Below are 13555 nucleotides of genomic sequence, written 5' to 3' on the forward strand. Positions count from 1 at the left end.
TCGTGGTGTGCATGCTGCTGATCCCGCTCGTGCTGGCCTGGGAGAAGGGACAGGAGCGGCGGAATCTCGCGCGGCCGGGCTGGAAGACCGACCGGTCGCCGTATCCCGGGCTGGACGCGTTCACGGAGGACGACGACGGCGTCTTCTTCGGGCGCGACGGTGAGATCCAGGAACTGGTGGAGCGGCTGAGGCCGGGGAGTGAGCCGCGGTCGATCGCGGTGACGGGGCCGTCCGGCGTGGGCAAGTCGTCGCTGCTGCATGCGGGGCTCCTTCCGAGGCTGGTGCAGCAGCGGCGGTGGGTGGTGGTTCCGTCGATGACTCCGGAGGACGATCCGTTCCGGGGTCTGGCCCAATGCCTCGCGGACGTGCTCGGCGCGGACGCCGAGGAGATCGCGGAGGAGCTGCGGCGGGAGCCCGCGCGGCTCCGGCGGCGGGTCGACGCGCTTCGGCGGGGGCGGCGGGGGCGGTCCGTGCTGTTCGTCGTCGATCAGGCCGAGGAGCTTCTGACGCTGACGGAGGACGGTGAACGTGACGCCTTCCTCGGGATGCTCCGGGACGCGCTCGACGCCGATCTGAAGCTGTGGGTCGTCTTCGTGTTCCGGGCGGAGTTCCTGACGGCGTTCCTGAGCGGTGGGTCCGCCGACATGTTCCGGCATCCGTTCACGGTGACGGCGCTCGACCGGGCGGCGTTGCGGACGGTGATCCGGGAGCCGGCGGAGCGGGCCGGCATCACGTTCGAGCCGCCCGAACTCGTCGCGCAGATGGCCGAGGACACCCGGGACGGGACGGCGCTCCCGCTGCTCGCCTACCTGCTGCACGAGCTGTACCTGCACGTCGGCCGGAACGGCACCATCACGCTGGAGGACTACCGAAGGACGGGCGGGGTCGACGGCGCGCTGACGCGGCGGGCCGACCGGCTGATGCTGGAGCTGGAGGCGCTGGAGCCGGCGCCGCCCGTTCTGCAGACGCTCCTGAAGTTCGTCAAGTTCACCGAGGGGCGGCCGACGCGGCGGCGGGTGCCGGGCGGTGAGCTGGACGAGGCGGAGCGGCTGGTCGTGGACGCGTTCGTCCGGGAGCGGCTGTGCACCAGCGGGCGGGACGGTGAGGACGCGGTGTTCGAGGTCTCGCACGAGGCGTTGTTCTCCGCGTGGGCGCCGCTGCGGCAGACGATCGCGCTGCACGCCGAGGTGCTGCGCCGGATCGCGGACCTGGAGCAGTGGGCCGCCGAGTGGGACCGCTACGGACGCCAGGAGGCGTATCTGGTGCGCGGTGAGCGGCTGACCGGGGCGCGCAAGTGGATCGCCGAGGCGGAGGGGCTGGCCGCGATCGAGCCGCTCGCCATCGAGTTCGTCGAGATCTCCCACCGGTCGGACGGCGTGGCGATGCAACGGCTGGCGGACTCGATCGCGAGGCAGGCGCTCACCGCGTTCCGGACCGACCCGGAGCACAGCCTGCTGCTGGCGTTGGCGGCGCATGAGGAGTGCGCGCCGACACCGCTCGCGAGGCGGGCCCTGTCGGCCGGGTTCGCGGTGTCGCGGATGCGCGGTGTCGTGCGCGGCCATGACGACACGGTCTGGGCGGTGGCCTGGTCGCCAGATGGTTCCCTGCTGGCGACGGCGTCGTCGGACCGCACGGTGCGGGTGTGGCAGACCGCGTCGAGCGAAGCTCGTCGATTGGACGGCGGCGGGTGGGGGCCGGGGGACGGTGTCGAGGTCGCCGTGCTGCGGGGGCATGAGAACACGGTCTCGTCGGTGGCCTGGTCGCCGGACGGTTCGCGGCTGGCGTCCGCGTCCGACGACGGCACCGTGCGCGTGTGGGACGTCGCGTCCCGCACGCGGATCGCGCTCCTGCGCGGGCACGGCGACAAGGTGTGGTCGGTCGCCTGGTCGCCGGACGGCACGCGCGTCGCCTCCGCCTGCCAGGACGGTGACGTCCGGATCTGGGACGTGTCGGAGGGGACGGCCGCGACGCTGAGCGGCCATGAGAGCTGGGTCAGGGACGTGGCCTGGTCGCCGGACGGCACCCGGATCGCGAGCGGCTCCGACGACCGGACGATTCGCGTGTGGGACGCGGTGACCGGCCGTGAGCTGGCGGCCTGGCGCGGGCATGACGAAACCGTCCGGATGGTCGCCTGGTCGCCGGACGGCGCGAGGCTGGCGAGCTCCTCCTATGACCGCACCGCTCGGGTGTGGGACGCCGCGACCGGCGCGTCCGAGCCGGTGCTGCGCGGGCACGCCGACGTGGTGTGGTCCGTCGCCTGGTCGCCGGACGGCGGATGGCTCGCCACCGCGTCCTTCGACCGGACGATCCGGCTCTGGTCGGCGGCCGACGGCACCGAGCTGGGGGTGTTCCGCGGGCATGGCGACAACGTGCGCTCGGCGGCCTTCTCGCCCGACGGTGCCCGGCTGGCCAGCGGCTCCGACGACCGGACCGTCCGGTTCTGGGACACCGAGCGCGCCGCCGAGATCACCGTGCTGCGCGGCCACGGCCGTGCGGTCGTGGCGGTCGACTGGTCCGCTGACGGCCGCCTCGCCTCCGCGTCCTACGACCGCACGGCGCGGATCTGGGCCGATGGCGGACCCCTCGTCCTGCGGGGCCACACCGACGAGGTGTGGGACGTGGCCTGGTCGCCGGACGGGGGACGGGTGGCGACCGCGTCCAGCGACCGGACCGTGCGGATCTGGAACGGGGGCGACGGCGCCGAGGAGACCGTGCTGCGCGGGCACGGTGACTCGGTCCGGGCCGTCGCCTGGTCGCCCGACGGCGAGCGGCTCGCCTCGGCCTCCGATGACCGCACGGTCCGGGTGCATGGACGTGATGACGCGGAGCCGCTCGTTTTGCGCGGGCACGAGGACACCGTGCGCTCCATCGCCTGGTCGCCCGACGGTGAGCGGCTCGCCGGCTCGTCCCAGAGCGGGGCGGTCCGCGTATGGGAGTCCCGAACCGGCCTTGAGGTCATGCTGCTGAACGTGCCGCGGGGCGCGGTCCGGGCCATGGACTGGTCGCCGGACGGCCGATACCTGGCGGCCCTGTCGAATGATCGTGACGTGCAGGTCTGGGACGCCTCGCAGGGCACCGAGATCGCCGTCTTGACCGGGCATGACGGCTGGGTGTGGTCGATCGCGTGGTCGCCGGACGGGCAGGTCGTCGCGACCGCGTCCGCCGACCGGACCGTCCGGCTCTGGGACCCCCTGACCGGACGGGAACTGTGCGTGGCGGCCGTCCACACCGACGAGGTGTGGGACGTCGCCTGGTCGCCTGACGGAACCAGGCTCGCCACCGCCTCCCACGACAGGACGGTGCGGGTCTGGGAGGCCGTCACCGACGGCGCGGCGCTCGTCGAGCGGGCCCGCAGCCGCGTGTTCCGGCGGCTCACCCAGGACGAGCGCCACACCCTCATGATCCCGGCCCCGCGCCCCGCGCCGGAGGGCGAGCGGTCACCGGCCTGAACGGGTGAAGAGATAGAACGCGGAGGTGCCGAGGCCGGCGGGTTTCGGGACGCCGGGGAGTGCGTGTTCGCCATCCGGCCTTCCACCCGAGCCGTCACCTGGTGCGAGTGCCCGGGGATGAAGAGCGAACACGGTTCCGCGTTCGTCGTAGCGGTCGGTTTCCCGGTGCCACTTGAGGATTCCGGCCATCCAGTCGCGGAGTTCGCCGACATAGGCCGCCAGTGCGGTCCGGGCCGTGTCGTCCAGCTCCAGTTCGTCGGCGAGGGCGGGGAGTTCGTGCGTGACGAGGTACTCGAACTGGCGGCGGCGGGAGGTGATGAGGTCGTTGACGATGGGCAGGGCCTCGTCGCGGCCGCAGCCGAAGAAGTTCTCGATGGCCAGGACGCCGTTGTTGAGTTCGCCCTCGTACTCGATCTCCTTCTGGTAGGAGAAGCAGTCGTTCAGGAGGCAGGCGACGTCCATCGCCGAGACGTCGATCTCCCGGAGGGTGCGGGTCCGGAAGACGCGTGCCGGGATCTCGTGTGAGCGTTCGATCCGGGAAAGGCTCATCGTCATTTCGGAACCGAACGTGTGGCGGCGCATCTCGATGTAGTCGACGGGGTCGGGGATGCGCGACTGAAGGTGGTTGTTCAGCTCCCACAGCCAGCTTTCGACCATGTGCTCGACGGCCGCGCGGAATTCGCGGCGGCCGTGGTCGTCCATGGGGGAGGCGGTGCGGTGCCACACGTCGGCCAGGGCCGCTTCGAAAGGGTTCTCCGGGACGGGGGTGCCGCCGCAGTCCAGCGGCATGAAACCGGGGACGCGGGCGTGGAAGAGTTTCGCACCGGCCATGTCGCGGTCGCGGTTGAAGACGGCGGGGAAATAGTCGTCGCCGTAGGTGCCGCAGGCCAGCCACTGGGTCGCGAGGTCGAGGGCCTCCGGGCCGGCGTCCGGGTCCAGGGACGCGGCGCAGATCTCCAGCCCCATTCCGGTGAGCGTCTCGGCGCTCCAGACCGGGTCGGGCAGGCGGGGCTGGGGTGAGAACATGCCCATCTCCCGCGCCCAGGCGACGACGTTGCGGCCGGCGCTCTCGCGGTGCGGGTTGACGCGGGCCGGGTAGGGGATGTCGAACTCGGGCAGCGGCGTCGGCCCCACCTTCTGGAACGGGACGTGGGGGAAGCTGATCCGGACCGATTGCAGCAGGGCCGGTATCCGGGCGGCCGACATGCCGAGGGACTTCTTGTTCATGTAGCGGCTGGAGCGCATGTGCCATTCGTGGCCTCCGGACTGCCAGTCCTGGAGCGCCTTCACGTATGCGGCCACGCTCGCCCGTTCAGCGGGATCGAGGGCGTGGTCCTCGAAGGTCTGCGGCAGTTCGGTGAGGGCGGTGTTCTCGAACTGGCGCAGCCGCGAGGTCAGCAGGTCGTTGACGGTGTCGGCGGCGGCTTGGGGCGACACGTCCAGGAAGTGCTCCATCACCAGGACGGAATTGTTCACCTCGCCCTCGGACTCGGTCTCCCGCTGGTAGGAGAGGATGTCGTTCCGCAGATGCACGCCGTCGGCGAAGGTGTCCTTGAGGACGCGCAACGGCCGCGTCCCCACGACACGTTCGGGAAGTTCGACGCCCGCCGCGTGCTCGGCGAGATCGGCGGACCAGGGGGCGCCGCCGACCTTGCGGCGCATCTCGATGTACTCGACCGGGTTGGGGATGCGGCCGGTGCTGATGTTGGACAGCTCCCACAGCGACTCGCGAAGCAGGTTCTCGGTGCTTTCGGAGAAGCGGGCCCGCCAGGCGTCCGACTTCGACGGGACGGTTCGCGCCCACAGATCGGCGAGCCCGCGTTCGACGGCGTTCGCGGGCTCCGGCGGGTCGAGCGACATGAACAGCGGCAGCCGGTCGAGATATGCCCGCGCGCCGGGCTGGTCCTGCGGCTTCTTGAAAACCTCCAGGAAATGGTCGTCGAAGTAGAACACCCAGACGTACCAGTCGGTGATGAGGTCGAGTTCCGGTCCGTCGCAGTCGGGGTGGGTGTAGGCGCACAGGAGCGCGTAGTCCATCGCTTCGAGAGCGCGCTCGTCCCAGATGTCGGGTGTGCCGGGGTCCCTGTCGTCGTCCAGCATCTTCATCTCCCGCGCCCACGCCATCGTGTGCGCCCGTGCGCCGGGCAGGTGCGGGTTCAGCCGGGCGGGGTACGGGACGTAGAAGTCGGGGAGCTCGAACGGTTGCATCGACCGGCCTCTCTGTCGGGGTCCGGTCGGCAACTTACAGCACGCGCAAAGTTACTGACGGTGACACCTTGCTCTCCTGGTTCCTTCGTATCCCTGCGGGTAAGGCGAGGTCATGACGGAGTCGCGCGAACCCGCGGAGGTCGACGGCTCGCTGGAGCAGAACCTCCTGCTGGCCCGGCGGGTGGTCGACGCCGCGCAACAGGAGATGCTGGACAAGGCGCGGCAGCGCATCCCGGCGCTGCGGCTCGGCGCGGTCGCCGGGGCGTTCGGGATGCTCGCCACGGCCGCCGCCTACCGGATGAACGTGCTGTTGCTGGAGAAGAAGCTGCCGCCGGAGATCGCGTCGTTCGTCGCCGCCGCCGTGTACGGGGGCGGGGCCGGCGCCGCGGCGATGGCCGCGTCCCGCAAGTGGAAGGGACTGCCGCCACCGCTGCCCACCGACACGGCGCGCCAGGTCGTGGAGATCCTCTCCGACTCCGATGACACCGACTCCGGCTGATTGACACACGTTGATGATCATCAGCAGACTCGGCGGCGTGCGCATCAGCGATCTGGCCGACGTTCGGGCGGAGCGGCCGGAGGCGGTCGCGGAGGCCGCGGCGGGACGCGGGCGCCGGGACGCGCCGCCCGGCGCGTCCGGCAAACTGATGATCATCGCGGCGGACCATCCGGCGCGGGGCGCGCTCGCGGTGGGCGGCGACCCGGTGGCCATGGCCGACCGGGGCGAGCTGCTCGACCGGCTCTGCGCCGCGCTCGAGCGCCCCGGCGTGGACGGCGTGCTCGGCACCCCCGACATCCTCGAAGACCTGATGCTGCTGGGCGTCCTGGACGGCAGGCTCGCGATCGGCTCGATGAACCGGGGCGGGCTGGCCGGGACGGCGTTCGAGATCGACGACCGGTTCACCGCCTACGACGCCGGCGCGATCGCCGCGTCCCGGCTGGACGGCGGCAAGATGCTGCTGCGCATCGACGACGCGGACCCGGCGACCGCCCGGACGCTGGAGTCCTGCGCGCGGGCGGTGTCGGGGCTCGCGCGGCACCGGCTGATGGCGATGGTGGAGCCGTTCGTCTCTCACCGGGTCGACGGCCGCGTCCGGAACCTGCTGACGCCGGAGGCGATGATCCGGGCGGTGTCGGTGGCGTCCGGGCTGGGCGTCACGTCGGCGTACACGTGGCTGAAGGTGCCGGTCGTGCCGGAGATGGAGCGGGTGATGGCGGCGACGACGCTGCCCGCGCTGCTGCTCGGCGGCGAGGTCGTGGGCGACTCGCGGGAGGTCCTGGACGGCTGGCGGCGGGCGATGCGGATCCCCGGCGTGAAGGGCCTCGTCGCGGGACGGTCGCTGCTGTACCCGCCGGACGGCGACGTGCGCGCGGCCGTGGACGCGGCCGTGGAGGTCCTGTGACCGCTGACCCGGCCCGCCCCGGCCGGCGCCCTGACTCACTCCTGTGATCCGGGGTAGGGGCGGGGCATGTACAGCGATGTCACCCCGGTGAACGCCGAGATCACCTTGGCTGTGAACGGGACGGAGCACCGGCTCAGCGTCGACACCCGCGCGTCCCTGCTGGACGTGCTGCGCGAGGACCTCGGGCTGACGGGCTCGAAGAAGGGCTGTGACCACGGGCAGTGCGGCGCCTGCACCATTCTCATCGACGGGCGCCGCGCGAACGGATGCCTTGCGCTTGCCGTCGCCCACGACGAAGCCGAGATCGTCACCGTCGAAGGGCTCGCGCAGGATGGACGGCTCAGCCCCGTCCAGGAGGCGTTCATCGAGCAGGACGCCTTCCAGTGCGGGTACTGCACCCCCGGCCAGCTGTGCTCTGCGACAGGTGTGCTGGACGAGGCAGAGCAAGGCTGGCCCAGCGCGGTGACCGAGGACCTTGGCGCCGACCCCGTCCTGGACGACGACGAGATACGCGAACGGATGAGCGGCAACCTGTGCCGGTGCGGTGCCTACACCGGCATCGTCGCCGCGCTGAGGGATGCGTCCGAGAGGGAGCGGGCACGGCGCGGAGAGGCGGCGGAAACATGAGGCCCTTCGCATATGAGCGCGCCACCAGCGCCGAGGACGCCCTAGCGCGACACGACGGCGAAACCCTGTACCTGGGCGGCGGAACCAACCTCGTTGACCTGATGCGGCTCGGTGTCGAAGAGCCCGCCAGAGTCGTCGACGTCGCACACCTCCCGCATGACCAGATCCAGCTGAAACCGGACGGCGGCCTCAGCATCGGCGCGGCCGTGAGCAACAGTGCGCTCGCCGCAGACCGGACGGTCCGCGAAGGGCATCCCGTGCTGGCGCAGGCTGTTCTCGCAGGTGCGTCCGGACAGATCCGCAATCTGGCGACCGTCGGCGGCAACCTCCTGCAACGCACACGCTGCTCCTACTTCCAGGACGCTTCCAAGCCGTGCAACAAGCGGCGTCCCGGAAGCGGATGCCCCGCTCGTGAGGGCGAGCATCACAACCTGGCGATCCTGGGCCATTCGGAGGCATGTGTGGCGACCCATCCGTCCGATATGGCGGTGGCGTTGACGGCCTTGGACGCATCGGTCCGGGTCCAAGGCCGCGCGGGAGAAAAGACCATCCCCGTGGACGAGTTCCATCGGCTGCCCGGCAACGAGCCAGAACGCGACACCAACCTCGAACCGGGCGACCTCGTCACGGCGGTCGAGGTTCCACCGGTCGGCATGCCGTCCCGCTACCGCAAGGTCAGAGAACGCGCGTCGTTCGCGTTCGCGCTGGTCTCGATAGCGGCGGCGCTGGACGTGGAGGGCGGCGAGGTACGGGACGTCCGGCTGGCGCTGGGCGGCGTCGCGCACAAGCCGTGGCGCGCCCGCCGCGCCGAAGAGGCCCTGCGGGGGGCGCCCGCGACACGGGAGTCGTTCCTGCGCGCCGCCGAGGCCGAACTGGAGGCCGCCGAGCCGCTGCGCGACAACGCGTACAAGGTGCCGCTCGCGCGCAACCTGATCGTCCGGATGCTCACGGAACTGGGGGAGGGAGCGTCATGACCGAACGGCTGGAGAGCCGCGAGAAGGTGACGGGGGAGGCGCGCTACGCCTTCGAATACCCCGTCGGCGACGTCGCGTACGCCGCCGCCGTTCAGGCGAGCATAGGACGAGGTGAGGTCAGGTCCATCGACACCGAGGCGGTGCTGAGGCTGCCCGGTGTGCTCGCCGTCCTGTCCTGCGAGAGCGCCCCCCGGCTCGACGGCGACCCAGAGGGCGAACTGGCCCTGTTCCAGTCCCGGAAGGTCTCCTACCGTGGTCAGTTCATCGCGGCCGTGGTCGGCGAGACGTTCGAAACCGCGCGGGAGGCGGCACGTCTCGTCCAGGTCGAGTACGCGCCGGAGGCACCGGATGTGCGGCTGCGCTACGAACATCCCGGTCGCTACAAGCCCGACAAGGTGAATCCCGTCTTCCCGGCGGACACCGAGCAACGCGACCCGCAGGACGCCTTCGGCAACTCGGCCGTGCGAGTGGACGTCACCTACACGACCCCCGCCGAGCACAACAATCCGATGGAGCCGCACACCACCCTCGCCGATTGGAGTGAGGACGGAACCCTCACGCTCTACGACTCGACCCAGGGCGCGTCGAGCGTCCAAAGCACGATCGCCAAGGTCTTCGGCCTCGACCGGACGCAGGTGCGGGTCGTGGCGCCGCACGTCGGCGGAGGGTTCGGCTCCAAGGGGATCCCGAAGCCGAACGTCGTCCTCGCGGCGATGGCCGCACGCGCCGTGGGACGTCCCGTCAAGTTCGCCGTGCCCCGCCAGCAGATGTTCGCGACCACCGGCTACCGGACGCCGACGATCCAGCACATCAAGCTCGGCGCGGACACCGACGGGCGCCTGAACGCCGTGCTCCACGACGTGGTCGAGCAGACGTCCACCCTCCAGGAGTTCGCCGAGCCGACCGCGACGCCCACCCGCGTCATGTACCAGGCCCCGCACCGGCGCACGTCGCACCGCCTAGTCCGCCTGGACGTCCCCACACCGTCGTGGATGCGCGCCCCAGGCGAGACCCCGGGCATGTACGCGCTCGAATCCGCCATGGACGAACTCGCCATCGCCACCGGCATCGATCCCATCGAGCTTCGCATCCGCAACGACACCGATCACGACCCGGACAGCGGCCTGCCGTTCAGCTCCCGCAACCTCGTCGCGTGCCTCCGCGAGGGCGCCGACCGCTTCGGCTGGGCCGGACGCGACCCTTCGCCCGGCACGCGCTGGGAGGGCCGCAAGCGCATCGGCATGGGCGTCGCCGCGTCCACCTACCCCGCCTACATGTCGCCGAACGAGGCGACGGCCCGCGCCGAGCCCGACGGGACGTTCACCGTCCGGATCGCCGCCGCCGACATCGGAACCGGCGCCCGCACCGCCCTCGCCCTGATCGCCGCCGAGACGCTCAAGGCGGACCTCGGCGACGTGACCGTCGAGATCGGCGACAGCTCGTTCCCCAAGGCGACCGTCGCGGGCGGTTCCTCCGGCACCGCGAGCTGGGGGACGGCCGTGGTCCGCGCCTGCGAGGCGCTGCGCGGCAAGCTGAATACGGCGGTTCCCGGGGGGCATGGGGCGTCGTCGCACCGCACGGGAAACGGCGCAGTTCCGCCCGAGGGCATCGAAGCGTCCGCCGACACCACCGCGGAGATCAAGGAGCGGGACGCGTACGCCCGGCACGCGTTCGGCGCGCAGTTCGCCGAGGTCGAGGTGGACGCCGACACCGGCGAGGTTCGCGTCCGCCGCATGCTCGGCGTCTTCGCCGCCGGGCGGATCATCAACCCCACGACGGCCCGTTCCCAGTTCATCGGCGGCATGACGATGGGGATCGGGATGGCGCTGCTGGAGGAGAGCGTCATGGACGAGGAGTTCGGCGACTTCCTCAACCGCGACCTCGCCCAGTACCACGTCCCCGTCTGCGCCGATGTCCGCGACGTCGAGGCCGCGTGGGTGGAGGAGTCCGACCCGCACCTGAACCCCATGGGGTCCAAGGGCATCGGCGAGATCGGCATCGTCGGCGCCGCCGCGGCCATCGGCAACGCCGTCCACCACGCGACCGGCATCCGCGTCCGCGACCTGCCCATCACCCCGGCCAAACTCCTCCTCGACCTCTGACCCGCGGCCGGATTGGTTCGGCCGGATTGGTTCGGGGGCAGAGCGCCTATTGCCGGTAGCCCTCGACCTCGCCGGCGGGGCGGACCCGGGCCTCGTCCGGGTTCTGTCCCGCCGCGATGCGGGCCCGCCGCTGCCGGAGCAGATCCCAGCACTGGTCGAGCGCCACTTCGAGCTGCCGCAGCCGCTGCCGCGCGTCGGTGTCGCTGGTCTCGGCGCGCTCGTGGGCCCGCCGCAGCGCGTGCTCTTCTTCGATGAACTCGTTGATACGTTCCAGGATCGCCTTCTCGTCCATCAAATGGCTCCCGATCACGGTTTTCCCGGCTGGTGGGGTTCAGAAGGGGCCGACAGATGAGAGCCTGGCATATACGGGGCCGACCACGGTAGCGGCGCCCCCGGCCGAGGCGAGGAGCGGATGACGGTCTGGCGGATCACCGATGGTGAGGACGGCCTCGAATCCGGGGAGCGGGCGTCTCCCCGCTACGACATCGTCGAGCACGACACCGCGCTGCTGCGCGTCGCCGCCGCGGCGTCCTCGCCCCGGTTGCTGATGACCGGTGAGATCGACGTCTCGAACGCCCGCGACGTGACGCACGCCCTCCAGGCCGTCCAAGACCGCGTACCAGGCGACGTCCACGTCGACCTGGCCGGAGTCGACTTCATCGACGTCGCGGGCCTGCGCGCCTTCACCCTCGCCGCCCGGGACCTGAACGCACGCGACCGCATGCTCGTCCTGCACGGGGTGTCGTCCCACATCGACAGGCTCTTCAGGCTGATCGGCTGGAACACGACCCCGGGCCTGCAGATCCACTGCCGCCCCCGCAGCTGACGACCGGGACCCGCGCCTGACGGCCCGCGGGCTCAGGTGATCAGGAGGACGCCGACCACGATCGCCAGCGCCATGACCGGGAGGGGCGCGGCGAGGACGGCCCGGCGCACCGGCTCGTCCTCCGCGGACCGGATCACCACGGTTCCGGCGGTCCGGTCGTGCAGGCAGCGGCGGGTCCGCTCGTCCCCGTGGTAGGCGAGCAGGTCGCTCCAGGGGCCGGTGCCGGGGGAGACGTGGGAGCCCCAGGTCGGCCACAGGCGGCGGAACGCCTCCTTCCAGCCGGGGAACCGAAGGTCGTCCAGCCTGATCACGCGGATGCCGGCGATCCGCTGCCCGACCGTGCAGCCCCACAGGACCAGCCGGACGACCCGCAGGAACAGCCAGAGCCAGGTCATGGCGAGCAGCGCCGCCAGGGACATGGCCATCATCAGCTCGAAGGAGATCTCCTGGTCGTCCAGCCCGATGATCCCGGCCATCAGCAGGGTCTGCGGTGCAATGAACGCCAGCGTCACGGTCAGGGCGTCGATCAGGCGGGCCGCGGCCCGCTGCCGCCGGCTCGCCAGGACGATGACGGGACCGCCGTCCCCGTGCGGCGGTGCACCGGGCTCGACGAAGATCGGTCGGGAGCTCACGGTCGTTCATCAAACCACCACGCTCGGGTGTGGTGCGAGCAACCGGCGGCGGCGCCGCTCGAGGCTCACATCCGCGCGGTTGTTTGGCCCCTCAAACCACGGTTAGGGGAAACGCATGGCTCTCCGATTCCAAAGGGGGATCTCATGGCAAGGCGTAGAGAGCGTGCCGTTTCGCCGGAGGCCGGCGAGCGTGCAGGCACGACGCCCACCGAAGGAGTCGCCACGGCGGCGCCCGGAAGGGGCGTCCACGAGCCCGGCGAGCACGCGCTGTGGGAGGACAGGACGCGGGTCGTCCTGAGCCCGATCGCGGCGCCGTCCATCCTCGGGCTGTTCGGCTTCGCGGGCGCGACCATGATGGTCGGCGCCTGGCAGGCCGAGTGGTACGGCAACGCCCAGACCCCGCTGATCCTGTGGCCGTTCGCTCTGGCGTTCGGCGGGATCGCGCAGTTCGTGGCCGCCATCTGGGCCTATCGGGCGCGTGACGGCCTCGCGACCGCGATGCACGGCATGTGGGGCGCCTTCTGGATTGCGTTCGGCCTGCTGTTCATGCTGATCAGCGTCGGTGTCTACCCGGAGACGCAGGCTCCGGCGCTCGGGGCCGCCCATCCGGGCTTCGCGTTCTGGTGGGTCGCCCTCGCGGTCATCACCGGGCTGGGCGCGATCGCCTCGCTCGGCGAAAGCCTGGGCCTGACAGGGGTGCTGACCACCCTTGCGGTGGGCGCGGGCTTCACCGCGGCGGGATTCTTCGCACCGTCCATGTGGTCGCTGAACGTCGGCGGCTGGCTGTTCGTCGCATCCGCGGTCCTGGCCCTGTACGTGGCCGCCGCGATGATGTTCGAGGGCAGCTTCGGACGGACGATCCTTCCCCTCGGCAAGTACCGCGCGGCCGCCAACATCCCCGGCCGCCGGGCGACCCGGCCGCTGGAGTACGCACAAGGCCAGCCCGGCGTGAAGAGCGGCCAGTGACCTTCGGCGTGTCCGCTTGACATTCCCGTTGCCCTATCCTGGACCGATCCTTGGTGAGCGGCCCGGAAGGGGAGCGGGAATGTCATCTGCGGTCCGGAGGACGTGGTTCCGCCTCGTCCTGACCTATCATCGGCTGTGCGCGCGTGACGACGCCGCCGCGCACGGCTTCTCCGTGCCCAGCGGCGTCTGGGCATGCGACCGCTGCCACCAGCCCCATCTCGAGCTGTCCACGCTCGTTCACCATCTGCGCACCGAGCACGCCTGACGCGCCCGCGACTCCGCGCGGCTCACGGCGCGGCCCCCCTCCTGGCTCTCCGCACCGGCTCACCCCGACTTCACGCCACCGGCCGGTGACGTAAAGATATGCC

The 13555-nt window shown here is 71.3% G+C and carries 12 protein-coding genes; 9 read left to right on the forward strand and 3 right to left on the reverse strand.

The window, feature by feature from the left end; translation table 11 throughout:
• The first annotated feature begins 11 nt into the window (after window positions 1-11).
• Window positions 12-3449, forward strand: a complete 3438-nt coding sequence (locus ACTWPP_RS03190) for an nSTAND1 domain-containing NTPase (RefSeq protein ID WP_443102521.1) — start codon at window positions 12-14, stop codon at window positions 3447-3449.
• Here the strand turns inward: ACTWPP_RS03190 and ACTWPP_RS03195 are convergent.
• Window positions 3438-5657 (reverse strand): terpene synthase family protein, encoded by a 2220-nt coding sequence (locus ACTWPP_RS03195; protein WP_443102522.1) that lies wholly within the window; start codon window positions 5655-5657, stop codon window positions 3438-3440. The two genes, ACTWPP_RS03190 and ACTWPP_RS03195, sit on opposite strands and share 12 nt — an antisense overlap.
• Window positions 5658-5769: 112 nt before the next feature.
• Here ACTWPP_RS03195 and ACTWPP_RS03200 point away from each other — a divergent pair, with 112 nt between their 5' ends.
• The 5 genes from ACTWPP_RS03200 (at window position 5770) to ACTWPP_RS03220 (ending at window position 10763) form a co-directional block, all read left to right on the forward strand.
• On the forward strand, window positions 5770-6156 hold the full coding sequence (locus ACTWPP_RS03200; RefSeq protein WP_443102523.1) for a phage holin family protein: 387 nt from the start codon (window positions 5770-5772) through the stop codon (window positions 6154-6156).
• A 13-nt stretch (window positions 6157-6169) separates the two neighbouring features.
• Entirely contained in the window at window positions 6170-7060 is an 891-nt protein-coding gene (locus ACTWPP_RS03205; RefSeq protein ID WP_443102524.1) for a Cgl0159 family (beta/alpha)8-fold protein, read from the forward strand.
• 66 nt (window positions 7061-7126) lie between these two features.
• Window positions 7127-7687, forward strand: a complete 561-nt coding sequence (locus ACTWPP_RS03210) for a 2Fe-2S iron-sulfur cluster-binding protein (RefSeq protein WP_443102525.1) — start codon at window positions 7127-7129, stop codon at window positions 7685-7687.
• Window positions 7684-8661: an FAD binding domain-containing protein gene (locus tag ACTWPP_RS03215; RefSeq protein WP_443102526.1), complete on the forward strand. Its 978-nt coding sequence runs from the start codon at window positions 7684-7686 to the stop codon at window positions 8659-8661. Before ACTWPP_RS03210 ends, ACTWPP_RS03215 begins: the two co-directional genes overlap by 4 nt.
• Window positions 8658-10763, forward strand: coding sequence for a xanthine dehydrogenase family protein molybdopterin-binding subunit (locus tag ACTWPP_RS03220; RefSeq protein ID WP_443102527.1), 2106 nt, complete (start codon window positions 8658-8660; stop codon window positions 10761-10763). Before ACTWPP_RS03215 ends, ACTWPP_RS03220 begins: the two co-directional genes overlap by 4 nt.
• A gap of 46 nt (window positions 10764-10809) precedes the next feature.
• Here the strand turns inward: ACTWPP_RS03220 and ACTWPP_RS03225 are convergent, their stop codons facing one another.
• Complete coding sequence (locus ACTWPP_RS03225) at window positions 10810-11055, reverse strand: DUF2630 family protein (protein WP_443102528.1); 246 nt, start codon at window positions 11053-11055, stop codon at window positions 10810-10812.
• 120 nt (window positions 11056-11175) lie between these two features.
• Between ACTWPP_RS03225 and ACTWPP_RS03230 the strand changes: the two genes are divergently transcribed.
• Entirely contained in the window at window positions 11176-11589 is a 414-nt protein-coding gene (locus ACTWPP_RS03230) for an STAS domain-containing protein (protein WP_443102529.1), read from the forward strand.
• A 32-nt stretch (window positions 11590-11621) separates the two neighbouring features.
• On the opposite strand, the gene ACTWPP_RS03235 is transcribed toward ACTWPP_RS03230, so the two are convergent.
• Window positions 11622-12221, reverse strand: a complete 600-nt coding sequence (locus tag ACTWPP_RS03235) for an RDD family protein (RefSeq protein WP_443102530.1) — start codon at window positions 12219-12221, stop codon at window positions 11622-11624.
• Window positions 12222-12365: 144 nt separating this feature from the next.
• On the opposite strand from ACTWPP_RS03235, the gene ACTWPP_RS03240 reads away from it, so the two are divergent.
• Together ACTWPP_RS03240 and ACTWPP_RS03245 are read left to right on the forward strand one after the other, a co-directional pair.
• Window positions 12366-13187 (forward strand): acetate uptake transporter family protein, encoded by an 822-nt coding sequence (locus ACTWPP_RS03240; protein ID WP_443102531.1) that lies wholly within the window; start codon window positions 12366-12368, stop codon window positions 13185-13187.
• Between the two features lie 79 nt (window positions 13188-13266).
• Window positions 13267-13452, forward strand: a complete 186-nt coding sequence (locus tag ACTWPP_RS03245) for a hypothetical protein (RefSeq protein ID WP_443102532.1) — start codon at window positions 13267-13269, stop codon at window positions 13450-13452.
• Window positions 13453-13555 lie beyond the last annotated feature (103 nt).

The organism is Actinomadura sp. 3N407 (assembly GCF_052245875.1).
In the GTDB taxonomy this organism is placed as follows: Bacteria; Actinomycetota; Actinomycetes; order Streptosporangiales; family Streptosporangiaceae; genus Spirillospora.